Below are 24,010 nucleotides of genomic sequence, written 5' to 3'. Positions count from 1 at the left end.
ATGAAGTCCAAGCAGCTTGTACTTATGGCGATGTTTGTCGCCATAGCAGTTGCCGGTTCCGCTTTCGTGTACCTTCCCACTGGAATAGCACGCGCCTATCCAGTTCAGCATGCTATCAATGTTATGGCAGCGGTGCTTTTCGGCCCAGTGCCAGCGGTAATAATTGCTTTTCTGACTGGTGCTGTACGAGTACTAACAGGAACAGGGTCGCTATTAGCATTTCCTGGTGGGATGATCGGGGCATTTTTGGCAGGAATTCTTTACATTCATTCAGGAAGACTATGGCTTGCAGCCGCTGGAGAAATTATTGGTACCGGAATCATAGCGTCAGTAGTGGCGGTACCATATGCACGGATACTAATGGGAACAGAAGCGGCTTTCTTTTTCTTTATGCCGGCATTTCTGGTGTCGAGTATTAGCGGCTCCTTGCTAGGTGTCCTTTTAATGTATAAATTAAGGAAAATTAAAACGAATAATGTTCTGTATTAAAGCATTTCTTATTCATTATCAAGAACGTTCATTAGCATAGCCAATACAAAAAGGAAAATGCCTATAAAATGCATTTTCCTTTTTCGTGTAATTTAATAATCATAACAAGTAACTATTTGTGCTATTGCCCTGCTTTTATAAATTATTTAAAATATGGAATTTTTTTCAGTACTACACAAATGGGAATGGCTACACAGAGTCCTACAACATTTTGTACGATGTTTCCAGGGATAGAGGCTGCTGGTAATATCCAACTACTAAATAGAACCGCTTCGCAAATGTAATAACCACCTAACATAAAAGGAATCGAAATAATCGTTGCGAATAAATTGAGTGCGAAACTACTTCCGTTGCGCCCGTTCGACCAAGCAATTTTCCCCACTATATATCCTTGTAGGCCGCGAGTTAAAATAGTGAAAGGTGCCCATAATGTCCAACCAGATACTAAGTCAAATAACCCCATCCCAACTGCACCAGCAATAGCACCTTTTTTAGGACCAAATAAAATAGAAGAGATAAAGAGTACTGCTGTCCCGAGGTGAACTAAACCACCATTTGCCGTGATAGGTAATTTAATGTTTAACAAGATCGTAGCAACGAAGACTAGTGCTATTAACATAGACGTAATAATTAAATCGAAAGTACGTGCCTGGGAATAACTTGTTGTTTTTTGCATAGTTTAAACCTTCCTTTTCAAATCATTTATAAGAGTTAATGATTACATTAGCAAGGAATTGATGTTTTTAAAAGTATCAATTTAACGAAAATTGTAGTGGTCAGTTTGTGGGGGAATCCCGAGAATAATACGCTTTTCTATACGTTTGGGAATAATAGGGGGTTATATTTATTATTGACATTACATAATAGGAGGACTTTTAAAGATCTTATCGAATTAGAATTAAGAGGTATCTCCAAGTTAACAACTTCAGATGTCTAAATTATTATAATAATTAAAAAATTCTAATAGTAGTGGAAAGTGAGATTCTAGATACATGATACAATTTAATAATCCAACACCTGTAAAAAGGGAGTGAAAAATATTATTAGTAAAGCAGCTCCTTATATATTTTTAATTGGTCTTTTCTGTATTGTGTTGGATGGACTTTGGATTGTGGAGAGATATGATTCAAAGGTTGCCTACCCATTAGAGGCATTTATCTATCTGATCTTTGGAATATGTTTGACCTCTATATCTATATTGTTTTTCAATAAAAATCTTAATAAGGAAGAGGTAAAGGAGAGTTCTGGGAAAGAAAAAGATAACCGTATATATATTCGAAAAGTATGGGAGAAAAGGGAGAAACTTGGAAACAGGTTAATCGTTGTGCTCCTAATCATTTTAATAATTATTTATATTGTTAATCCTGTAGTAGCCTTTCGGTTACTGCAACCAATATTATTCTGCGTAATTATTTTAAGTGCTTTTCTATACATCATGTACCATTATGATGGTGAAATGGCAGATGAAGGGAATCTTAAACCAAAAAGTGATAAAATCCGAGGGCTTATGAATTTAATAGATTATAGAACCCATTTCTTTAGTCTGTCCTTGGCGCTGTTTATAATGATTATATTCTCTTATTTATTATCGCAGGAGTTTGGATATACTTTAGCCTTTGAAGTAAGCGGTAATCCTCGGTATGTTATGACTTTACAATCTGGTGTATTTTGCTTATCGGGAATTATCTTTTATTGTGCGTTCCTCTATATCATTCATCACAGCGATTTCTTCGGAATTCGTCAGGCAAACCAGAGTTATTATAAGGTGTTATTAATTCATTTTATGGAAATTATTATTGTAGGAGTAACTTTCTTTATATGGTTAATAGCTCTATTTGGCGCATAGCTCACGAGTTTTTAAGTCAACCAAATAAAGCCGTAAAAAGGTGTTAGAGATCAGCACCTCCTTCCGGCTTTGTCTTTAAGTTTTATACATACAGTCCTGCCAAGAATATTCCCAATGCTTCTTCATAGATTTCATCAAATTGAGAGAGTGGCAGCGGATTTGTTCCTGTGCCAAGTTCGACTGTAAAGCCAGGTCTGCGCCAATCCTGGATAAACCAATCTTTATAGCCAGCGTAGCTATCAATGGTCTGTACAGGCTCGTATCCACTGACTCTACTAAACTCAGCCACCATTGCTTCAGACTCTGGTGGTTCGAGGTTATCAAATCCCCAATAAATAACTTTTCCTTGTGTGTGAAATGCTAATACTCTTGCAAAATCACGTCTCTTTGTTAAGTCAGCAATTGCAATTGATTCTGGTTCCGATAATGGGCTTTCCCCACCATAATCTCTAGGACCCGGAGATTTGGGATTTCGTGCTCTTTCTAAATCCCATTTCGCAGGAAATTGATCATTTAAATCAACTCCACGAATATTGGCTTTCCATCCAGAAAAATCAGAGCTGTCATCGTTCCATTCAATTACTCTACTTCCCCAAGGGCTTTCCTCAGGAATCCCATTTAGTACAAGATCCACTCCATCAGGATTAACCATTGGAACTATGGACAAGGAAGTTTGTAAATACAACGGAAATGTATCAAGCCCTCGAATAGGAGTTTGGTTAGTTACCGATAATGCGTAATCATTTAAAAAAGTTAATAGAACAGGTGTCGTAATCCATTCATTCGCATGAAAAGAAGCATTGTAATGGACTCTTTTTTCTCCACTACCTATTAAGATTTCGGGTATTTGTCGATTTACAACTGAAGTACCAATGGAGGATAGCTGTAAGAATGGATAAACAGTTTGTAATTGCCTAATGTTATTTATCATCGTACTGTAATCATAATTTTGTTTTCCATTCACAATTCTCCATGTAACTCTTACAGGAACTTTAATTGTCTGTCCGATTTGTAGACGTGTTGGATTGAGAGTAGGGTTGACGAGAAGAAGTGCATCTAGCGGAAGATTTCTACTACTAGCAATAGCCCATAAGGAGTCCCCAGATACAATTTGATAATCTATAGTAACGTATCCTGGAATTTGAATACGCACACCTACCGAAAGTATTTGTGGATTAATATCTCGGTTAGAATCAATAATAAGTTTAAAAGGAATCTTGAATAATTGGCTATAATACCAAACCGAGTCCCCGGATCTAACGTATACATCCATGTCGTTCCCACCTTTCGATAAAAAACTAATCATAAAAGTATATGAAACTAATCCTCAAAAAGTGAGGAGTTAATACGAAGGTCTAGTCATTCTTCCGACCATAAGAGCAAGAATGAGGTCGCGGTATTATAGAACTATTGATAGAATGAATTACAAGATATCAAAAAAGGACGGTGCATATTTTGACGGATACCATTCATTTTTCCTTCGAGGAAATGTGGGAGAAAATTATTGCCTGCGATCGATTATATGATGGTTTATTTTATACCGCAGTAAAAACGACAAAAATATATTGCCGTCCTTCCTGCAGATCGAGAAAGCCAAAGATGAAAAACGTTGAATTTTATCAGGATATTCTAGAAGTTGAAAAAGCGGGATATCGTGCGTGTAAAAGATGTAAACCAGAGGTAGAACACTCGCCTAATATAGAAGTTGTACAAGATGTTATTAGCTTCTTAGTCAATCATTATAAACAAAAGCTAGAGTTACAGCATATCGCAAATCATGTTGGGCTAAGTCCGTATTATTTGGAACGATTATTTAAAGAGGAAACTAGGGAAACACCGCGTAGCTATTTAGAAAAAATCCGAATTGATAAAGCAGTCTATCTATTGAAAAATACCGACTTAACTAACTTGGAGATTTGCTATGAAACTGGGTTTCAAAGTCCTTCAAATTTTTATAAAATTTTTCGGTGTTTACAAAACTGCTCTCCAAGTGAGTATAGAAAACAAACAGGTAAGGATGAGTTAGATGGATAAATTATATACACTAGACTACAAGTCACCAATTGGAATTTTAGAGATAATAGGGACAGATCAAGCCATAAGTTCTATTCTGTTTGTAGAAAGAGAAGAAATGGAAAATAAGGTGCAGGAGGAGACTCCTCAAGTCCTAAAGGATTGTCTAGTTCAAATAGATGAGTACTTTAAAGGGGAGCTTCATGAATTTACCTTTCCTTATGTAATGAATGGGACAATATTCCAAAAATCTGTATGGAATGCTCTAAAAAGTATCTCCTATGCCAAAACTGGGTCTTATAAAGATATTGCGATCTCAATAGGAAATGAAAAAGCTATACGTGCGGTAGGAAGTGCAAATGGTAGGAACAAGTTAACTATAGTAGTACCTTGTCATCGAATAATTGGGACAAATGGAAAGTTAACAGGCTATGCCGGAGGACTTTGGAGAAAAGAATGGTTACTTCAGCATGAGCAGAAGGTTAAAAATAAGAGGTTTTAAAAGAAAACTGGGAATAAGTAAAAGCACATCGAAATCGATGTGCTTTTCAGATGACTACTCTTTTCTCACAATAAAGCTTAAATGCCGTCCGGCTTGTTTATCCTCTCGATAAGAGAAACCATCTGGGCTTTTAAATGTGCAGGTAGGATCTATTGTAATTTGTTCAGAGGGGATTCCAGCAAGTTCGCATTGCTTTTTCACGGTCAACTGATTGTCAATATGATATTTATTAGTAGATTCCTTATAATACATAAAGTCATTGGCATAGCCCAAGTTGTCAAATTTTATATAGACATCTTCATCGACTTCGAATTTCTCTTGGCTTAGTGCAGCTCCTATTTGCACGTGGAAGTCACTTGGATTACAATTTTCCACCTCTTTTAAGTGTTTCAACAACTTGGGGGTGACTTCTTTAATAGTTCCTTGCCAACCCGAATGAATGACACCAATTATACCATTCATCTTATTGTAAAAGATAACTGGAACACAATCCGCAGTAAAGCTAGATAGAACAATATTTGGTTCAAAAGTATACAAGGCATCAGTATCGGCTATAGCTGTATCTTTAGTAATGGCCCCATGCCCTTTGTCTGTCAATCCTACTCGATGAAAATGAACACTATGAGTTTGATTGGCACAAACGAAATTATCGATCTTACTAGATAAAGAAGTGGCTAATTTTTTTCGGTTTTCTAGAACGTGCTCTGGATTTATACATACATGTAGAGCCATATTGCCTTGTTCTAATTCATCTCTATCCTTCATTGTCATCCCTGCAATTATCTTTCCATTGTTTACATACATTTTTATCTTCATATTATCACCTAATTTCACTATATATTAGTATGTTTTGAAAGTATAGAAAATACAACGTTCCTTATGTGCCCATCGTTTATAGTTGACCTTAAAATGTTATACTCATACTATTAAATACATCCATACGGGAGAGTTTTATGTTTTTAAAGCGACATCAATTAGCCTCCAACAAATGGAGTGCTCTGATTATAACAATTTTAATCACTGTAATTGCTAGTGAGTTTAAAGTTATTCCTTTTAATGGAGAGGATTTCCGTTTTGGTTTAGGGAGTGCTGCTTTTTTCTTTCTTCTGTTAATATTTCAACCAGCTTCGATTATCTTCACTGGTTTTTTAACAGGAGTTGCTGTTGTGGTAGTACGAATCGGAGAAGATATGTTATTTACTAGTAACCCTTTTTGGTGGGTTCTCGAAAATCATTTGCCAGCATTTTTGTTTTATTTTCTATTTGCAGTTGGTTTAAGTGTTATACCGATAGATAGATTTAAAACTGCACCTCTTTTACTTGGTGCGATTGCTACAGTACTCGAGTTTACGGCGAATAGTATGGAGTATTTTGTTCGTTATTTATTATTAAATCATGTGAGTTTTGAGTTTCGAGAATGGGTATTACTCGCGTTAGTAGCCATTTTTCGAAGCTATTTTGTAGTGGGCTTATATAGTTCAATTACAATAATGGAACATAACAAGCGTATGCGGGAGATGCTGAAGGTTGGCTCAAATCTATACGCAGAAACACTCTATTTACAGAAATCGATGAATCATATTGAACAAATTACTGCATCTAGCTATGATTTATATCGTCAGCTAAAAAAACATGAATATCATTCTTTAAGTGTCCAAGCACTTCATATTGCACAGGAAATCCATGAGGTGAAAAAGGATTCACAACGTATTTTGGCGGGAATGGAGAAAATTACAAAGACAAAAAGGGGAGAGTATTACTTTCTCTCAGAGGTACTCGAACTTGTTATTCATGCCAATGAAAAATATAGTGAATTGCTAAAAAAGCAAGTTGCCATTCATTCTGCTATTTCAATTGATTTTGAAACAGAGAAGCAAGTTCCATTATTGGCATTATTGAATAATGTGGTTGCGAATGCAGTGGAAGCAATTTTAATTAACGGAGAAATTAATATAAATGTGTATGAGGAGTCTCAAAATATATGGTTTGTTATTCGAGATACTGGCGAAGGTATCTCACAGGAAGATCAAGCAATTGTATTTGAACCAGGCTATACGACTAAGTTTAATGATCAGGGAGTAGCTGCAACAGGTATTGGGCTATCCCACACTCAAGAAATTGTACATATATTGGAAGGGAATATACTAATTGAATCTCTTGAAAATGGTGTTGTTTTCAATATTAATATTCCAACAAAAAACTTAAGAAGGTGAGGGAGGAACACTGCGATATTATATTGTAGATGATGATGCAGCTAGCAGATTGATGCTTAAAAAAATTATAACAGAGGGAGAGTTGGGGTTAGTTATTGGCGAAGCGGAAAATGGGGGGGAATGTATATCACCCATTCTCACAACAGAACCAGATGTTGTTCTCATCGATTTTCTAATGCCCAAATTAGATGGACTTGAAACGATTGAACAATTGAAAAACACGGGATTTAAAGGGCAATTCATAATGATTTCTCAAGTCGTCAATAAAGAGATGGTAGGAGAAGCATATATAAAAGGTATTGAATTTTTTATACATAAGCCCATTAATCGTGTTGAGGTTCAGAGTATATTAACGAAAATAACAGAACAATTTCAATTGAAGGATTCTTTATTGGCAATAAAAGATTCCTTAGCAAATATCGTTCCATTAAAACCAGTGCTAAAAAAGCAAAGTGTTAGAGAGATGGTTAGCTCAAAGCTAAGCAGCATGGGGATAGTGGGTGAAATAGGAAGTAATGATCTAATCTCAATAGTGGAAATACTTATTCAGCAAAATAATCCTTTAAATACATTTCCATCCTTAAAAGATATATATGAATCGCTTGCCATGAAACTGGACGCGGAGGATATTAAAAAAGAAATGAAGGCGATTGAACAGCGACTACGAAGAACGATATTATTAGCTATGCAACACTTAGCTACACTAGGGGCAATTGACTATACCACTCCAGAATTTGAACATTACGCACCACGATATTTCGATTTTCAAGAAATTCGAAAGTTATCAATAGAAATAGTTGAGGATAAGTTAAACTCTTCTAAAGTAAAGGTAAATATTAAAAAATTTCTTCAAGCACTCTATTTAGAAGTACTTGAAAATTATAAATAGACTTATGATTAAGTTGCTACCGTATATATTTAAGTGATTGCAGCAGGAGTATTGCTTCCAACTACTTTCTTCTCAGTATTATTCGGATTAGGCATCGCAGCAATCGGTGATAAAGTAAAGCCTGTTCAAGCTTTCTTCAAGTACCACCGATGGAGTGTTCTGGGTCACAAACATTATTATGAAATTTGCGCTATTTGGGGTAAAGGAAGTTCAACATAATAACTGTAAACAATAAAACCGGCTATCTATTTGGATGGCCGGTTTTTAAATCTCTGCTTAGCTTGAGTGGATAGTTCCAACGAATTGACCTCTTGAGCTTGTCGAGCAGCTAATTTTAAATATAAGAATTCCCTATAGACGTTGGTCTTGGTGTTTCTTCTTCACTAATGTGTTTAATATTGGTAGTAAAGCTTAAAGCCAAGATGACAACACTTGATAGGGTTAGCAATATAATCTTCTTTTTCATCTTATAAATCCTCCCATCTATTAATAAATTTTTGTTTAAATAGAATCTGATTTGATTTTTGATAGTATAAACTCGCAGCTTTAAATTTATTATGTTTAAAAAAGTAATCTGCTAGTAAAATCGAATACTTTTGAACATGACGTTCATCCTGTTCCTTTTCGAAATAATTTATAGCTTCCTTTAATAAATTTTCAAGTTCATTATTAAAATTGTGGTAATTTATATAAATTTGTAAGTGAAAATAATAGGAACTATTTTCTTTGTTAGAGTTTTTTCCCCCCACTATTTTATCTAAGCCTTTCTTACACCATTTGAGAACCTGTTCATGATCAGACTGCTTGGAGTACTCTTTTACAATGGATAGAATTGTTAATAAATACCCTTCAGCATTACAATCTTCTTCTTTAATTCTTAAACTAAGCTTATAAAACTCAATTGCTTTTTCATGACACCCTTGGATTGCATATAATGAACCTAGATTTTGATAAATCACCTCCTCATAATTAATCAGTTTATAATCTTTTGCCAGTTTCATCGCTAAATTATAGTTCTTTTCTGCTTCTTCATACTTTCTCATTTTTTTATGTGCAATTCCTATAACGATGTAATTATCAATTGCTCTTTCGAATAAAAGATTGTCCTTATAATAAAGTAATGATTTTGAAGCGAAATTGATTGCGTTAAAAAACTCATTGCACTTAAAGTACGTTAAACTTAGGACATTATAAAAATCAGCTATTTCCCATTCTTCATTTTTACCATTATTTATAAATCTTAAAGACATCTCTAATCGACTTAATGCTTCTTGATAATTTCCATCCAAATAACTATAAAGTCCTAAGTTTAGATTAATGATAAACTTTTGTTTCTCGTCCATACCATCTCTTATTTTTGCAATTACGTTATAGGTAGATTGCAGGCTATCCTCCTTATCATCAAGTATTAATAGGAGACGAAATAGATAAAGGTGATAACTATAATAATTATTTAGTTGTAAAAAATATTGATTTTTATTAGTGTATTTTTGCAAGGATTCTCTTATAAATTTTTTGTCCCTTTTTAATACTCCCATTTTGTACAGTTCAGATAACGATGCAATAACTTTATTTTCCTTTTCACTGGATACTTGATCTATTTCTATATTTAGTTTTTTAAGTAAAAACGTTATTACTTCGTCACTTGGAATAGTTAAATTATTTTCTATTTTGCTTAAGTAGGATGTAGAGCAGATTCCCTTGGCCAATGTGGTTTGTTTCATACTTTGGTTTAATCTTTCCGATTTTATTATATGACCTATACTACTCATTTTCTTCACCCCTTATGAATTAGTAATGTACTAATTCTTGAAAAAAACAAAATATCCTTTTTCAATCGTTCGACTTGAAACGACTGATACTTGGTTGAAAAGCATAATAAGTAGTAGAAAGTTGTAGAATATAGGGTTTTTACTTATCCAATTTTTATTAAAATATAGTAAAATTTCATTAAATTAAGAAATTAGTATTAGATATGTATTAATAATCTAAGATAGTAGAGCGTGTTTCCCAACTTATAGTTATTCTAAAAATACTAAATATTTAGTATAATATGATAAATATCAATTAATTTAATCCAAGGTGATTTTGGAATAGACTGATGGATGATTTTCCTCTTTTCGGACAAGTCAGCTCATTAGAATACAATTCGAAGGGGTTTACTCAACAGGTATATCAACGCTTAAGGAATGGTAAAAATTAAAGAAAGGGGGATAACGCATGATTGGCGAGGGAAACATTGTACAACTAATTGGAAACTTTGGATTTCCCATTGTAGTCACTATTTACTTATTGCATCGATTTGAAAATAAAATAGACGCTCTAGAAAATACCATTCACAATATAGCAAATGTTGTTAACAATAGCATAGAAAAAAGAAAGTAACATGTAACATGGATGAAACTGATATCCTGTTGATTATATAAATTGATAGAGAAAAAACTCTTTTTTAAGAATGGAAGTTAAGCTTATTTTCACTCTGAACCTACGATTTTCTTTAACGAAAATGACAGAAGTGAAAAGTAATCCATCCCGAGTGGCTAACTCAAAAAATGGATTACTTTTTTCATGTAAATCACAATATAATTTTTTAGTTTATTTTCCACAATTACTTCTACTTTCAAAAAATTGGTTATCCCTCTATTGACGATTTAACTTACCAAATAGATTACGTAAGCCCACAATCCAAAATAGAAGAATCATTAGCAGTATCTTTACTCTAAAATTGGTATATCTGATCATGTAGCTATTAATCTCAACGTATAAATAGTTTTTTCGAGAGTCAGTTGACAGATAAGTATGTCTAATGTAGACTATGAAACATAATTGAATACGACCTCACTTAGTATAGTGAGGTAGAGGCGCGATATTTAACAGTCCATAGTGGAGTTTGAGAAGCTATAATTCTATGGAGAAGGAAATGTCGCCGAAGTTAGTAATATTTCTCGGTATTACTTGCTGGGTCTGCAGTTAATAATTGCAGGACTGTCCATTATAAACATCCCGGTTTTTAATGGTGTGCTATCTCATTTGGGAAAAGTAGAGGATTTGGGCAACTATACATATTGCGACCTGAGTTCATCTCAGGTCTTTTTTTGTACAAGTTGTCTTTTTTTATAGGAACAAACATACACTGATAAAAAGGGAGTAATTAAAATGAAAAAGAGATTAGTATTTATAACGATATTCGCAAGCTTGTTATTATTATTAGCAGCATGTGGAACAGATGCTACTGAAACTTCAGGGTCTTCATCTGATAATAGTAAAGAAGCAGCAGTAGATACATTTACAGTTGGTTTAGAAGCTGGTTATGCACCTTTTAACTGGACACAACTAGATGACTCTAATGGTGGAGTGAAGATTGATGGTAATGCAGAATATGCTGGTGGATATGATGTGGAAATTGCTAAACGAATTGCTAACGGATTAGGAAAAGAACTAGTTATCGTCAAAACAGAATGGGACGGTCTTGTACCATCATTGCAATCAGACAAAATTGATGCAATCATAGCGGGAATGTCACCTACAAAAGAGCGTAAAGAAACAATCGACTTCTCGGAAAACTACTACACCTCCAACTTTGTTATGGTAGTGAAAAAAGGCGGTGCTTTTGAAGGGGCTACTTCGATTCAAGATTTTAGTGGTGCTAAAATTACAGGTCAATTAAATACATCACATTATGGTGTTATCGATCAAATTAAAGATGTGCAAAAACAACCAGCGTCAGATAATTTCGCGGCAATGCGTGTGGCATTAGAGTCTGGAGTTATTGATGGATATGTATCTGAAAGACCAGAAGGAATTAGCGCATCTTCTGCAAACGAGAACTTTGCAATGGTGGAGTTCACAGAAGGATTTAAAGCAAAGGAAGAAGATACAGCAGTCGCTGTAGGTTTGAAAAAAGGTAGTGACTTAACAGATAAAATTAATGAAATTTTAGCGGAAATAACGGAAGAAGAACGTCAAGAAATTATGGATAAGGCGATTAATAATCAACCAGCTGCTGAATAAAAATGATGTGATACCGGCTGCATCTTTTTGCAGTCGGTTTTTATATGGAAGGAGGGAAATGTATGAGCATTGAATATATTATTTCGATGATTACAAGTAACTGGCCGATGTTCCTTCGTGGAGCAGGAATGACACTACTAATCTCCATAATTGGTACGATTTTTGGAGCAGTTATTGGTTTGCTGGCAGGAGTTATTCGTACAATTCCTACGCCTGAGAGAAAGCTAAAACGTATTGTATTAAAAATAGTTAATCTGATTCTTTCTGTTTATATTGAGTTTTTCAGAGGAACACCAATGATTGTACAAGCAATGGTAATATTCTATGGCTCTGCACTAGCTTTTGGAATAGATATGGACCGTACAATGGCTGCAATATTTATCGTTTCGATTAACACGGGTGCTTATATGGCAGAAATTGTACGTGGTGGTGTCATTTCGATTGATAAGGGACAATTCGAGGCAGCACAAGCAATTGGTATGAATCACTTCCAAACAATGTGGGGTGTTGTTTTACCTCAAGTCATCCGAAATATACTGCCAGCAACAGGCAACCAATTTATCATTAATATTAAAGATACATCGGTATTAAATGTGATTGGTGTTACGGAACTATATTTTCAAGCAAAAACAGTTGCAGGAATAAGCTTTAAGTATTTTGAACCGTTCTTTATAGCATGTATTTTATATTTCGTCATGACTTTTACAGTAACATTAATATTACGTTATATAGAAAGAAAACTAGATGGACCAGAAAACTATAGCATGATTGGACAACCACCACCGCAACTTATGTTAACAAAAAGTAATACTAATATAGATTAAACGAAGGAGGAGAAATCTATGCAAAATGTCATCGAAGTTCAACATTTAAGTAAATCCTTCGGAAATCATGAGGTTTTAAAAGATATAGATTTTTCAGTGAACAAAGGAGAGGTTGTTTGCATCATTGGTTCCTCTGGATCGGGAAAGTCTACTTTACTTCGTTGTATAAATTTGTTAGAAAAGCCTAGTGGAGGGCAAATCATCTATCATGGAGAGAATATTTTAGATGAAAAACACGATATCCATGCTTACAGAAAAAAGTTAGGAATGGTTTTCCAACAATTTAACTTATTCAACAACCATAACGTGCTGAGCAACTGTATGGTTGGACAAGTAAAAGTGATAAAACGCTCTAAAGAAGATGCCGAAAAAATTGCTTTAAAATACTTAAAAGTAGTTGGAATGGATCAATATGTAAACGCTAAACCTAAGCAATTATCGGGTGGTCAAAAGCAACGTGTTGCCATAGCGAGAGCGCTATCGATGGAACCAGATGTTATGTTATTTGATGAGCCAACTTCCGCACTTGATCCAGAAATGGTTGGAGAGGTGCTTAAGGTGATGAAAGAATTAGCGGGCACAGGACTTACTATGTTAATAGTTACACATGAAATGGAGTTTGCTAAAGAAGTTGCTGATCGAGTTGTTTTTATGGATAAAGGAGTAATTGCTGAGGAAGGAACGCCTGAACAAATCTTTAACAATCCAAAGGAAGATCGAACAAAGGCTTTCTTAAAACGAACATTAAGCTAACAACAGCATGGGGGAATCGATAGGTGAACCTTTTCAATCTGATTAAAAAAGATCAGGAATACTGGCTTGTGGATCAACTAAAAGTATCTTATGTTCCAAACATTGATTACTTAATTGCATTTGATAAAATATTAGCAGAGTGGAAAGAAGAAAAAGTAGCATATTTATCACTATTAATAGATGAAGAGAATGAGGACTGGATCTTCAAGCGTCGGTTTAAAAAAGTGTCTTCTATTGTAGAATACACAAAGACATTGGAAGGACCATTTATAAGTTCTGGTAGCTTTCAAGTACAATCTCTTTCCGATAGTCATATGACTGATTTGGCTTTTGCTACATTGTACGATTCATGTAGGAGTGGTTCAGCTAACAAAAATAATATATTTACTATCAATCAAATAATGGAATCACTTGAAAGTGAAATAGGTGTTAAGTGGCGAGACCATTGCTTTATCTTTTCTCAAAATGCAATGAACTACGGTATTAGTATTCCACATATTGAACAAGGGACTACTGATGAGGGAAGAATGTTTTACTTTGGGGTTGTACCAGAACAACGATGCAAAGGATACGGAACGATATTTCATGCTATTTCATTAGAACTCTTGGAAAATTTTGGTGCGAAGGTATATGTGGGAAGCACAGATACAAATAACAAGCCCATGAGACGTATTTTTGAGGCTAATGGATGTATATTACGAGATATAAAAGGAATTTACCGAATAGACATAAAAAAGTGGAATTCATAAAATGAGTCCACTTTTTTTGTTTTAGAAAGAAATAGCCGCAGAAGCAGTAATTGACTACCTTATCGTTATTCATTTATTCCTAGGGTAAGTAGGTATTTTTATTGTTCTACTACTTCATCTTGGTAAACTGGAACCCATCCCTCTGTTGTTACAAAAATGCGAACAGCAACAACTTTACGATCCTCAGATAATGTGAAGTAGTGTGTAATATTCTCGGGCACAGATATCAAATCACCAGGTGAAAGATGAACTTCAAAGTAGCGTTCATCCTTGCCTTGTATGATGAAGACACCGTGACCACTTACAATATAACGAACTTCATCGTCGGTATGAAGGTGCTTTCGTTCGAAATTTTTTAACAGTTCGTCTAGGTTAGGGTTAGAGTCAGATAGAGAAATAATATCGGCGGACTGGTACCCGCGACGAGTTGAGATGTCGTCTATTTCACTTTTGAAAGCTTTTAGAATCTCTTGCTTTTCATCGTCGTCTAAGTTAAATTTTTCACGAAGGTTTTCTGGTAACTTGTCTATATCCCAATGTTCATAAATTACTTCCTGACTTTCTAAAAATGCTTCTACCTCGTTTTGTGCTTCAATTGTTTCACTTGTTTCTTGGATTTTAATAATAGCCATCAAGAATCTTCCTTTCTATTTTAAGTGTATTTGGTGTAATGCTAATTGATACTGAAATAAAAACTCACAAGCTTCTAGTAATTTTTTTGCCTCAAACCCATCTTTTCCCCAAACAGTTATACCATGGTTACGAATAAGGATTACTCCTTTGTCAGCAGAAATATAAGTTGTAAACACTTCCGCAAGTTTGGGAATATGAGCGTAGTTAGGAATAATTGGTATGGAGAGTATTGCATCTTCTTCCCACATACCAAAAGCTTTAATGAGTTCAATGCCTTGAAAATCTACTGAACCTTTATCACCGTACAACTCAGAGATAACGTTATTTGCAACTGTATGGATGTGAAGACTGCAAGCAGCATTTGTTTCTCGATATATTGCACAATGGAGTAATGTTTCAGCAGATGGTTTTAAAGGAGTATTTTCTACTGGTTTTCCAGTAGCATCAACAAGCAAAAAGTCTTCCGATGTCCTCTTTTTTTTATCTTTACCACTTGCAGTTACTAGAAACTCCAAAGGATTATCACGTACTTTAATAGCGAGGTTTCCACTAGTTCCCATAAACCAATCTCTTGCAGCGAGTTCATCTTTTATGTCCGCAAGTTCATCCCATTTATCTTGTAATGTCATAATTTCACGCCTAACCTAGCGTTCATAATGTCTATCACATCGTGGAAGTTTTCAAAAGGTTCATAGGGAATATTTAATTCCTCACACTTTTCGATTAAGAAATCCCTTGCAATAATGATATCTCCTAATTTTGCCGCTTCTAAATCGGTAATGGAATCCCCAATTACAACACTCATAGCATCTTGGTCAAGAAGTGTACGAATAATAGATGGTTTACAACAACCACATCCTTGGCTAGTACATTGTTCATCACAACTATGTGGAAACTCAATGTGAATTGTATCCTTAGAAAAATCGGATACATTACAATAAACTCCTGCAAATGGCCTGAAAGGTTCTAGTAGTTCATGGACGAAAAAGTCTATACCACCACTTACGATGTAAAGTGGGATGTTATGATTTTTTGTAAAAGATACAAATTCACTAAAACCATCGCGGATGACAGCCTGTTCAAGTACAAAAGAAATAATTTCATCTTTTGATTCAATAGGGAGGAGAGAGAACATCTTTGCTACACCATCTCGTATGGAAATACGTTGACTTAAAATATCCTCTTTAATTGGAGTCCATTCGGGTGGAGCGAATTTTTCCATGATTGCCATAATGTTATCTTGATTGGTTATAGTTCCATCGAAGTCACAAAAAACTACAAGTTTACTCATATTATAACCCCCATAATTCAAGTGCAGTTTTTAACTCACTATGTTGTTTTGCTGCTTGTACTAATGGAATTTCTTCTAAAACAGCTGTTACTGCCTGCCTAAAAGCCAAACCGCCCCCAGTTGCACCGGCTGGATGACCATGTATACCACCTCCAGCATTAATAATGCTATCGATTCCATAGTCATTCATTAAAAGGGGTACGAGACCCGGGTGAATGCCTGCAGATGGAACTGGAAAGCTTTGTTTAACTTTACTGGCTTTTGTTAGTTCTTCACCTAAAGAAAGAGCTATAGACTTTTCTAGTGCAACACTGCCATAAGGAGAAGGGAATAATGAAAAGTCTGCTCCTGCATAACGAGTAAGTTTTCCTAGAACAAGTGATGTTGAAACTCCATAATATGCTGAGGAAGTGAATGCTCCACTATAAGCTGGATGTGCCATAAGTGGCAATTGAATTTCATCGTCTTCTGCTAACATCTGAAGGGCATCTAATCCGTAAGTATGAACATTAAATAAAAGTGCATCTGCCCCAAGTTCTCGGGCTTTTTTGGCCTTATCTTTTAATTCAAATGTACGTCCTGATAAATTTACTGCATATAAAGTACGATGTCCTGTCTCTTCATACACCTGTCTCAATACTTCTCGTCCAGTAGCAATACGTGATTCAAAAGAAGTTAGTGGATTATCAAATAGGATTTCGTCATCTTTTACAAGGTCAACTCCACCATATGCCTGTTGTTTAAGTTGTTCTGCTAAATATTCTATGTCTCTTCCAATGACTCCTTTGAATATGCTCATGATTAGCGGACGTTCATAAACTCCTAATTTTTCTCGAACACCCTTAATGCCAAAGCGTGGTCCGGGGAAATGGGACAAAAGATTCGTATCGAATTCTAAATCTAATAACTTCACTTCACCGTCTAGGGATAGTTTGCCATAGACCGTTGTTAATATTGCTGGAATATCAGTAGAAAAATTTGCAGCAGGGTAGAATATTTTAATTTCTGCTTTTATTTTTTCAGGGTGAAAGGGGTGCTGGATATCCTTGGATTCGGTAACGGATATTACATTTCCTTTATGTTTTTTTAACTGTTCTTGTTCTAACAAAGCTAAGTCAGTCCAAGAACCAATAGTCAATCCAAGTGCAATATCTTCTGCCTTTTTTTCAAAAGAGCCAGATTTTCCATATAGTTGATAGTGCGCAGTGATTCCGCTCATTTTTTCACTCCTAACTAAAATAAATGCGCAAGCGCCTATGTAGCCCAGACTAGCGCTGACCAGATAACATAAAAAACCTCTTCAAATAAGAAGAGGTTAATAGTTTAACAACTTCTTATTTCTCAGCCTTTTGGCTGCAAGAATTAGCACCGTGTTCAAAAATGAATCGGTTGCCGGGTATCATAGGGCTTGTCCCTCCACCTGCTCTAAATAAGAAAAATATTCAGTTGATGTTTAATAAATTATATTGATTATTCCATGCAATAAAACTTCTGTCAACAAGAAAATTAAAAAGTATATATATTCAAAATACTGTTGACATAACTTTTTCTATTATGCTAGGATTCTAATCAAACATCATACTTGTACCGCACTCTTATCAAGAGCAGGCAGAGGGATAATGGCCCGATGACGCCCAGCAACCGACCGTAATACCGTTGTGAGACGGGGCGCTTTATGCGCCGGAATGTAAGATTCCGTAAGGCACGGTGCTAATTCCATCAGAAAGTTTACTTTCTGAGAGATAAGAGGTTCAGAATCTCTTATTCTTGGCCTCTTTCTTTTGGAAAGAGGTTTTTTATTTTGAGAATGAAAGGAAGAATTAAATGGCGGTAGTAGCGACAAAACAATATCAATTATTAACACCAGAATCTGCAATTTCTCTAGCAAGCGAATTATCTTTGTTCCCGAATACAGCTAAATTAACTTGCGAAGAAATTGGTGATGGAAATCTAAATTATGTTTTTCTTATAACAGATCAAACGAGTGGCAGTGGAGTTATTATTAAACAGGCCTTGCCCTATGCAAAAGTAATAGGGGAAAGCTGGCCGCTAACTCTAAAAAGGGCAAAAATTGAAGCTAGTGCCTTAAAAAAACATGGAGAATATGCTGCCGATCTAGTTCCAAAAGTCTATGAAACGGATGAAAATTTAGCTATCACAGTCATGGAAGATTTATCTCATCTCACAATCGTACGTGAAGGATTGATAAAAGGTGAGTCCTACCCTAAATTATCGACAGATATAGGGAACTACCTAGCTCTAACACTTTATCATACTTCTGATTTTGCTCTTCACCCCTTTGAGAAAAAAGCGCTTGTAATAGAATTTTCAAATCCGGAATTGTGTAAGATCACAGAGGATTTAATCTTTACCGATCCTTTTTTTGACCATGAAACAAATGACTTTGAACCTGCATTACAAGTCGAAGTAGAAGCAATCTGGAACAACAAATTATTAAAGCTTGAAGTGGCAAAATTAAAAAGAAGTTTTTTAACCGAAGCGGAAGCCTTGCTGCACGGAGATCTCCATACAGGAAGTGTTTTTGCGAGTGAAGTAGAAACTAAAGTGATCGATCCAGAGTTTGCTTTTTACGGTCCTATTGGTTTTGATATAGGATTGTTTTTAGCAAATTTAATAGTCCAATCTATTACCAGAGAAGGCAAACAACGTGATGTCATACATGGTCATATACGAAACACTTGGACCACTTTTTCTACTAAATTTGCAGGTTTTTTGGAACAGAGTGAATTCGATTCATTTAAAGATATAGAGGGATACAATGCATTTTTGCTAGAAAAAATATTCCATGATTCACTAGGATTCGCAGGCTGTGAGCTTATTCGTAGAACAATTGGACTCGCACATGTGAAAGACTTGGACAATATTGAAAACGAAAAGAAACGAATTTTACTAAAAAAACAAACTCTAAAAACTGGAGAAAGATTAATAGTGAGTCGTCAAGAAATAGACTCAATAGATGCAGTAATTGAGTTGCTAGGAGAAATTATTTATGAGTATTCCATTATCGATTAAGTGGGATGGTAAGCAGTTAGTAGTCTTAGATCAACAGAAACTTCCTCATGAAATTGTCTATATAAAACTTGAAGCACTCAAAGATGTTTACGAGGCGATTATTACCTTGAAAGTTCGTGGTGCCCCTGCCATTGGTATTACGGCAGCATATGGATTAGCTATTGAGGCCCAGGGCTATAAAACAAATTCGATGATAGATTTTCTAGCATTACTAAAAAAAGATGCAACATATTTGGGTGAATCCCGGCCAACTGCTGTCAACTTAGTTTGGGCACTTGACCGTTTGTTGACAATAGTGAGTTTAGTAGATAGTGTTTCGGATGCAAAGCAGATATTAATTGAAGAAGCAATAGTAATTCACAAAGAAGATGAGGAGTCCTGTCGGAATATTGGTGAATTTGGACTTTATTTACTAGGTGATAAAACCAAGGTAATGACCATTTGCAATGCGGGTTCTATTGCCACTGCAAAGTATGGTACTGCTTTAGCTCCGTTTCATCTAGGAAAGGAACTTGGCAAAGAGTTTGAAGTATTCGCATGTGAAACTAGACCTGTCTTTCAGGGGGGCAAGCTGACAGTGTGGGAGCTGCAGCAATCAGGAGTCGATGTGACACTTATAACTGATAGTATGGCTGCACACACAATAAGTGCAAAGGGAATAGAAGCAATTATTGTTGGTGCAGACCGGATAGCAAAAAATGGAGATACAGCAAACAAGATAGGAACTCTTAACTTAGCTATTCTTGCTTTCGTATATGGAATTCCATTTTATGTGGCAGCACCATCCTCTACATTTGATTTATCCATAAATAATGGAGTAGAAATTCCAATAGAAGAAAGGAAGGCAGAGGAGATTACACTTATTAACGGCAAGTCTATTGCTCTATCAAATACAAAAGTTTTCAATCCTGCTTTTGATGTGACACCAGCTAAATATATCACTGCCATTATAACGGAAAAAGGAATTATTTATCCAGATTATTGTGATAATATTTCCGCTCAATTAGCGAAATCAATTGAAAAGGAGAAAATTAATGAAAACTAATAAGTATTGGTTGTTATTCACGATTTTGGTTATTGGAGTATTGTTAGGTGCATGTCAACCAAAAGCTGAAGGAGAAGCAAGTACATCATCTAGCAGTAAGGGAGAGGCTTCAGAACATCCGCTAACTGGTAAAAAAATTGCATTAGTTATGCAACAAAATTTAGGGACATTTTCAGCTCAATATATTGAAGGTGTAAAAGAGCAGGTAGAGAAATTTGGTGGAAATGTAACAGTGTTTACTTCTGAAGGGGATTTATCTAAAATGGCCTCCAATTTAGATGCCGCGGTGAATCAAGGAGTAGACGGTATATTAATAGATCACGGTACAAAAGAAGCACTGAACCAAGGAGTAGAGAATGCAGTAGCAAAAGGGGTTCCGGTTGTCGCATTTGATGCAGGAGTAGAAGTCGAAGGGGTAACCTCTTTAGAACAAGGTGATGAAAAAATGGCTAAAATGACGCTAGAGAAGCTAGCGGTAGATTCAAATGGTGATGCGAATATCGTAAAAATATGGGTAGCAGGTTTTGCGCCGATGGAAAGACGACAAATAGCGTATGAGAATTTTCTAGGAGAGAATCCAGGGATTAAAGAAATTGCAACATTCGGTGCAGCCACGCAAAATACAGCTTTAGACACTCAATCACAAATGGAAGCGGTATTAAAAAAATATCCAAATAAAGGTGAAATAACTGCAGTTTGGGCTGCTTGGGACGAGTTTGCAAAGGGTGCAGTTAGAGCGATAGAACAAGCAGGACGTACGGATATTAAGGTATATAGTATCGATATGAGTGATGAAGATTTACAGATGATTCAAAATGACAATAGTCCATGGGTTGCATCGGCAGCAGTAGATCCTAAGGATATCGGTCGTATTCAAGTCCGTTATTTATACCAAAAAATTAACGGTGGGAATGTAGAAGAAAAAGTCGTATTAGAACCAGTTTTTGTTGATGCATCTAAATTACCGGCAGAAACAGTAACGACTAGTGAACTAAGTGACTATATTGAAGGTTGGGGAGCAAGTGATCAGGGTTACACAGATGAATTAAAAGGATTAGAAGAAAACAGATAAAAAAAATTAAGCTGTCCTGTTTTAATAGGGCGGCTTTTTCTAAGAAAGGAGAAATTCATGCTTAATTCTTTTCTTTCCATGAAGGGTATTGATAAATCATTTGGAAAAGTTAATGCCTTGAAAAAAGCGGAATTTCATCTTAAAAAAGGTGAAGTACATGCTTTACTCGGTGTAAACGGCGCTGGGAAAAGTACGCTAATGAAAGTACTCTCGGGTGTGTATGAGCAAGACATGGGAGAAATATTGTTAGAAGGAAGAAAAATACGTATACGTTCTCCTAAAATCGCGAAGGATCTAGGAATTTTTTGTGTATATCAAGAGGTAGATACCGCTATTGTTTTAGAACTCTCAGTTGCAGAAAATATATTACTGGATTCAATTGTTGCTGGAACTAATATGTTTATCTCCAAAAAGAAATTAAATAGCGAAGCGCGGAAAGCCTTGAAGCAGCTACAGGCTGAGGATATTCCAGTAGAAAAACCAGCATTTATGCTGTCTTTAGCAGAAAAGCAGTTGGTTTTAATAGCTCGTGCACTTATTAGTTCTGCAAAGATTATTATATTCGACGAACCAACGGCACCTCTATCTCTTCTTGAATCTACAAAATTATTTTCAGTTATTAAAAAACTAAAAGCAAATGGAGTAGGGTGTATATTCATTTCTCATCGATTACCAGAAGTATTTGAAATCTGCGATCGGATAACTGTTATGGGCGAAGGTACGATAGTGGGAACCTATAATACTTCCGAGACTAACCAAGAAGAGATAATTGAAGCTATGCTAGGAACTTCTTATCATAATGATTTTCCTGTTCGAACACACGCATTAGGAAACGTATTACTTCATGTTAAAGATATTTCGAGAGGAGAGAAGTTAAGGAATATTTCTTTTAAAGTGTCTGAAGGAGAAATTGTTGGTATTGTCGGTCTTGTAGGGGCTGGAAAAACAGAGCTAGCTAAAACGTTATTCGGATATTCTCCACATACAGAAGGAAGCATTGAAATTTTAGGAAACACCTTGAAGTTAAAGCATCCAAACGATGCGATAAAAGCAGGGATGGCCCTGATTCCAGAAGAGAGACGAAAAGAAGGACTATTTGTTCAAGAAACATTGCAAACCAATGCATCTTTTCCTAATTTACAAAATTTTTCTCGTTTTCTATTTATGAATAAACGGAAAGAAAAATCCTTTGCAAAGGTGATCATTGAACGATTACAAATAAAAACAAATAGTACAGAGACACCGCTTGTTCATTTAAGTGGAGGAAATCAGCAAAAAGTTGCAATAGGCAAATGGACTTCGTTGGATTCGGTTCTCTATTTGTTTGATGAGCCAACAAAAGGCGTTGACATTGGTGCAAAAACAGACATTTACAGGATGATTCGTGAGTTTGCTGAAAAAGGGAAGGGCTGTCTTTACTTTTCAAGTGAAATTCATGAAGTTCTAGGAATTTCTGATCGCATTTTAATTATGTATGATGGTCAAATCGTGAAGGAACTATCACGGAAAGAAGCGACCCAAGAAAGGATTTTGCTTTATGCAAGCGGTGGTAAAGAACAATAAGTTGCAAGAAAGAGCTGTCAATTTTTTATTTAAGTTTGGGGCAATTGCGTTACTTATTTGTATTATTATTTATTTCAGTTCAATAAGTGATGCTTTTTTTACATATGCAAATTTCACTGATATTCTACGCTCTATTTCTATCGTTACCCTATTAGCATTGGGAGTGACCTTCACACTTGTAGTAGGAGGTTTTGACTTAAGTGTTGGGTCTACTATGTCGCTATCGACAGTTGTGACCGCATCTCTAATGGTTTGGTATGAAATGCCTATATGGCTCGTACTAATCTTGCCTATTATAGTTGGAGTATTAGTTGGTTTGGTTAATAGTTTCCTAATTGTAATTATAGGTATTCCTGATTTATTAGCTACATTAAGTACGATGTATATTGTTGCGGGGTTTCATCGGACATATACGGAAGGATACTCGATTTACAATAATATGCCACTTACTTCTGGTGAAACAGCTCCAGGACAATTCTCAGAGGCATTTCTTTGGATCGGTCAAGGTAGGTTGCTTGGTTTGCCTGTACCTGTTTGGGTTATGCTAATACTCGTGGTAATAGCATATATTGTTCTCAATCATACTCGTTGGGGGCGTATTCTGTATATGACGGGAGGAAATGAGGAAGCTGCAACCTTGTCGGGAGTGAACACGCGTAAAGTGAAGTTTATCGCTTACATCATTTCGGGTGTTTTTGCTTCATTGGCTGGAATATTATTCACAGCGAGGGTAGGATCAGGTCAAATTGACGCCGGCACCCCACTTTTAATGGAGGCGGTTGCTGCAGTTTTTGTCGGCTACTCCGTACTAGGAATTGGGAAGCCTAATGCACTGGGCACTTTTTTTGGAGCGGCAGTTATTGGAATCCTACTGAATGGTTTAACCATTTTAAATTTACCTTACTATGCATTTGATATTATTAAAGGAACAGTATTAGTTTTGGCACTGGCAGTAACTTACGTATATGCGAAGAAACGATTTACTCGGGCTTAGTGAGTAGAAATTGCTCTTTACAAATAGAGTTTTTTCAAAATTATTATAAATAAAGAGGAAACATCGTTGAAATTTAGGATAATCTGCTTC

The 24,010-nt window shown here is 35.6% G+C and carries 25 protein-coding genes, 1 pseudogene and 3 riboswitches; of the genes and pseudogenes, 17 read left to right on the top strand and 9 right to left on the bottom strand.

The window, feature by feature from the left end; genetic code table 11:
* Positions 1-489 carry an energy coupling factor transporter S component ThiW gene (gene thiW, locus MKY29_RS21640; protein ID WP_093495520.1) on the top strand — a complete coding sequence of 163 codons (489 nt, stop codon included), beginning with the start codon at positions 1-3 and terminating at the stop codon, positions 487-489.
* 142 nt (positions 490-631) lie between these two features.
* Here the strand turns inward: thiW and MKY29_RS21635 are convergent, their stop codons facing one another.
* Positions 632-1,165: an ECF transporter S component gene (locus MKY29_RS21635; RefSeq protein WP_093495519.1), complete on the bottom strand. Its 534-nt coding sequence runs from the start codon at positions 1,163-1,165 to the stop codon at positions 632-634.
* A gap of 354 nt (positions 1,166-1,519) precedes the next feature.
* Between MKY29_RS21635 and MKY29_RS21630 the strand changes: the two genes are divergently transcribed.
* Positions 1,520-2,335: a hypothetical protein gene (locus MKY29_RS21630; protein WP_340880720.1), complete on the top strand. Its 816-nt coding sequence runs from the start codon at positions 1,520-1,522 to the stop codon at positions 2,333-2,335.
* A gap of 82 nt (positions 2,336-2,417) precedes the next feature.
* Here MKY29_RS21630 and MKY29_RS21625 read toward each other — a convergent pair whose 3' ends face one another.
* The gene (locus MKY29_RS21625) at positions 2,418-3,608 is read right to left on the bottom strand and encodes a M14 family metallopeptidase (protein WP_340880719.1); all 1,191 of its coding nucleotides are present in this window, start codon (positions 3,606-3,608) and stop codon (positions 2,418-2,420) included.
* Between the two features lie 215 nt (positions 3,609-3,823).
* On the opposite strand from MKY29_RS21625, the gene MKY29_RS21620 reads away from it, so the two are divergent.
* A complete protein-coding gene (locus MKY29_RS21620; protein ID WP_241598646.1) occupies positions 3,824-4,369 on the top strand; it encodes a bifunctional transcriptional activator/DNA repair enzyme AdaA in 546 nt (181 codons plus the stop codon).
* Positions 4,362-4,850, top strand: coding sequence for a methylated-DNA--[protein]-cysteine S-methyltransferase (locus MKY29_RS21615; RefSeq protein ID WP_093495515.1), 489 nt, complete (start codon positions 4,362-4,364; stop codon positions 4,848-4,850). Before MKY29_RS21620 ends, MKY29_RS21615 begins: the two co-directional genes overlap by 8 nt.
* Before the next feature lie 54 nt (positions 4,851-4,904).
* Here the strand turns inward: MKY29_RS21615 and pgeF are convergent, their stop codons facing one another.
* A complete protein-coding gene (gene pgeF / locus MKY29_RS21610) occupies positions 4,905-5,666 on the bottom strand; it encodes a peptidoglycan editing factor PgeF (RefSeq protein ID WP_340880718.1) in 762 nt (253 codons plus the stop codon).
* Between the two features lie 137 nt (positions 5,667-5,803).
* Between pgeF and MKY29_RS21605 the strand changes: the two genes are divergently transcribed.
* The 3 genes and pseudogenes from MKY29_RS21605 to MKY29_RS21595 form a co-directional block, all read left to right on the top strand.
* Entirely contained in the window at positions 5,804-7,063 is a 1,260-nt protein-coding gene (locus MKY29_RS21605; protein ID WP_340880717.1) for an ATP-binding protein, read from the top strand.
* Positions 7,064-7,073: 10 nt separating this feature from the next.
* Positions 7,074-7,952: a response regulator gene (locus MKY29_RS21600; protein ID WP_340880917.1), complete on the top strand. Its 879-nt coding sequence runs from the start codon at positions 7,074-7,076 to the stop codon at positions 7,950-7,952.
* Between the two features lie 36 nt (positions 7,953-7,988).
* Positions 7,989-8,154 (top strand): annotated as a pseudogene (locus MKY29_RS21595) (cation:dicarboxylate symporter family transporter); the annotation flags it as partial.
* 132 nt (positions 8,155-8,286) lie between these two features.
* On the opposite strand, the gene MKY29_RS21590 reads toward MKY29_RS21595, so the two are convergent.
* Both MKY29_RS21590 and MKY29_RS21585 read right to left on the bottom strand, forming a co-directional pair.
* Positions 8,287-8,418 (bottom strand): hypothetical protein, encoded by a 132-nt coding sequence (locus MKY29_RS21590; RefSeq protein WP_276517597.1) that lies wholly within the window; start codon positions 8,416-8,418, stop codon positions 8,287-8,289.
* 1 nt (position 8,419) lies between these two features.
* Positions 8,420-9,724, bottom strand: a complete 1,305-nt coding sequence (locus tag MKY29_RS21585) for a helix-turn-helix domain-containing protein (protein WP_340880716.1) — start codon at positions 9,722-9,724, stop codon at positions 8,420-8,422.
* Positions 9,725-10,172: 448 nt separating this feature from the next.
* On the opposite strand from MKY29_RS21585, the gene MKY29_RS21580 reads away from it, so the two are divergent.
* From MKY29_RS21580 to MKY29_RS21560, 5 genes are all read left to right on the top strand, one after another.
* Positions 10,173-10,337, top strand: a complete 165-nt coding sequence (locus tag MKY29_RS21580) for a YvrJ family protein (protein WP_090567515.1) — start codon at positions 10,173-10,175, stop codon at positions 10,335-10,337.
* Positions 10,338-10,800: 463 nt separating this feature from the next.
* Positions 10,801-10,984: riboswitch (Lysine riboswitch) on the top strand.
* A gap of 124 nt (positions 10,985-11,108) precedes the next feature.
* Complete coding sequence (locus tag MKY29_RS21575) at positions 11,109-11,963, top strand: transporter substrate-binding domain-containing protein (RefSeq protein ID WP_340880715.1); 855 nt, start codon at positions 11,109-11,111, stop codon at positions 11,961-11,963.
* A gap of 62 nt (positions 11,964-12,025) precedes the next feature.
* A complete protein-coding gene (locus MKY29_RS21570) occupies positions 12,026-12,787 on the top strand; it encodes an amino acid ABC transporter permease (RefSeq protein WP_340880714.1) in 762 nt (253 codons plus the stop codon).
* A gap of 18 nt (positions 12,788-12,805) precedes the next feature.
* Positions 12,806-13,540 carry an amino acid ABC transporter ATP-binding protein gene (locus MKY29_RS21565; RefSeq protein ID WP_241598617.1) on the top strand — a complete coding sequence of 245 codons (735 nt, stop codon included), beginning with the start codon at positions 12,806-12,808 and terminating at the stop codon, positions 13,538-13,540.
* A gap of 23 nt (positions 13,541-13,563) precedes the next feature.
* On the top strand, positions 13,564-14,289 hold the full coding sequence (locus MKY29_RS21560; protein ID WP_340880713.1) for a hypothetical protein: 726 nt from the start codon (positions 13,564-13,566) through the stop codon (positions 14,287-14,289).
* Between the two features lie 98 nt (positions 14,290-14,387).
* Here MKY29_RS21560 and MKY29_RS21555 read toward each other — a convergent pair whose 3' ends face one another.
* From MKY29_RS21555 to mtnW, 4 genes are read right to left on the bottom strand one after another with little or no spacing between them, the layout of a single operon-like run.
* On the bottom strand, positions 14,388-14,921 hold the full coding sequence (locus MKY29_RS21555; protein ID WP_241598614.1) for a 1,2-dihydroxy-3-keto-5-methylthiopentene dioxygenase: 534 nt from the start codon (positions 14,919-14,921) through the stop codon (positions 14,388-14,390).
* 15 nt (positions 14,922-14,936) lie between these two features.
* Positions 14,937-15,551: a methylthioribulose 1-phosphate dehydratase gene (locus tag MKY29_RS21550; RefSeq protein WP_272508921.1), complete on the bottom strand. Its 615-nt coding sequence runs from the start codon at positions 15,549-15,551 to the stop codon at positions 14,937-14,939.
* Positions 15,548-16,213 carry a 2-hydroxy-3-keto-5-methylthiopentenyl-1-phosphate phosphatase gene (locus tag MKY29_RS21545; protein WP_093495504.1) on the bottom strand — a complete coding sequence of 222 codons (666 nt, stop codon included), beginning with the start codon at positions 16,211-16,213 and terminating at the stop codon, positions 15,548-15,550. The genes MKY29_RS21550 and MKY29_RS21545 overlap by 4 nt, the downstream gene beginning before the upstream one ends.
* 1 nt (position 16,214) lies before the next feature.
* Complete coding sequence (mtnW, locus tag MKY29_RS21540; RefSeq protein ID WP_093495503.1) at positions 16,215-17,432, bottom strand: 2,3-diketo-5-methylthiopentyl-1-phosphate enolase; 1,218 nt, start codon at positions 17,430-17,432, stop codon at positions 16,215-16,217.
* Between the two features lie 112 nt (positions 17,433-17,544).
* Positions 17,545-17,649: riboswitch (SAM riboswitch) on the bottom strand.
* Between the two features lie 156 nt (positions 17,650-17,805).
* A riboswitch (SAM riboswitch) is annotated at positions 17,806-17,962 on the top strand.
* 75 nt (positions 17,963-18,037) lie between these two features.
* On the opposite strand from mtnW, the gene mtnK reads away from it, so the two are divergent.
* From mtnK to MKY29_RS21515, 5 genes are read left to right on the top strand one after another with little or no spacing between them, the layout of a single operon-like run.
* Positions 18,038-19,246, top strand: a complete 1,209-nt coding sequence (gene mtnK / locus MKY29_RS21535) for an S-methyl-5-thioribose kinase (RefSeq protein WP_340880712.1) — start codon at positions 18,038-18,040, stop codon at positions 19,244-19,246.
* Entirely contained in the window at positions 19,224-20,291 is a 1,068-nt protein-coding gene (mtnA, locus tag MKY29_RS21530) for an S-methyl-5-thioribose-1-phosphate isomerase (RefSeq protein WP_340880711.1), read from the top strand. Before mtnK ends, mtnA begins: the two co-directional genes overlap by 23 nt.
* On the top strand, positions 20,281-21,363 hold the full coding sequence (locus MKY29_RS21525) for a sugar ABC transporter substrate-binding protein (RefSeq protein ID WP_093495500.1): 1,083 nt from the start codon (positions 20,281-20,283) through the stop codon (positions 21,361-21,363). Before mtnA ends, MKY29_RS21525 begins: the two co-directional genes overlap by 11 nt.
* A 57-nt stretch (positions 21,364-21,420) precedes the next feature.
* Entirely contained in the window at positions 21,421-22,926 is a 1,506-nt protein-coding gene (locus MKY29_RS21520; RefSeq protein ID WP_340880710.1) for a sugar ABC transporter ATP-binding protein, read from the top strand.
* A complete protein-coding gene (locus MKY29_RS21515; protein WP_340880709.1) occupies positions 22,901-23,920 on the top strand; it encodes an ABC transporter permease in 1,020 nt (339 codons plus the stop codon). Before MKY29_RS21520 ends, MKY29_RS21515 begins: the two co-directional genes overlap by 26 nt.
* Positions 23,921-24,010 lie beyond the last annotated feature (90 nt).

This window comes from Psychrobacillus sp. FSL K6-2365, from assembly GCF_038003165.1.
Taxonomy (GTDB): domain Bacteria; phylum Bacillota; class Bacilli; order Bacillales_A; family Planococcaceae; genus Psychrobacillus; species Psychrobacillus psychrodurans.
Note: the sequence above shows the minus strand (reverse complement) of the source record. Positions and strands in the feature narration are given on the sequence as shown.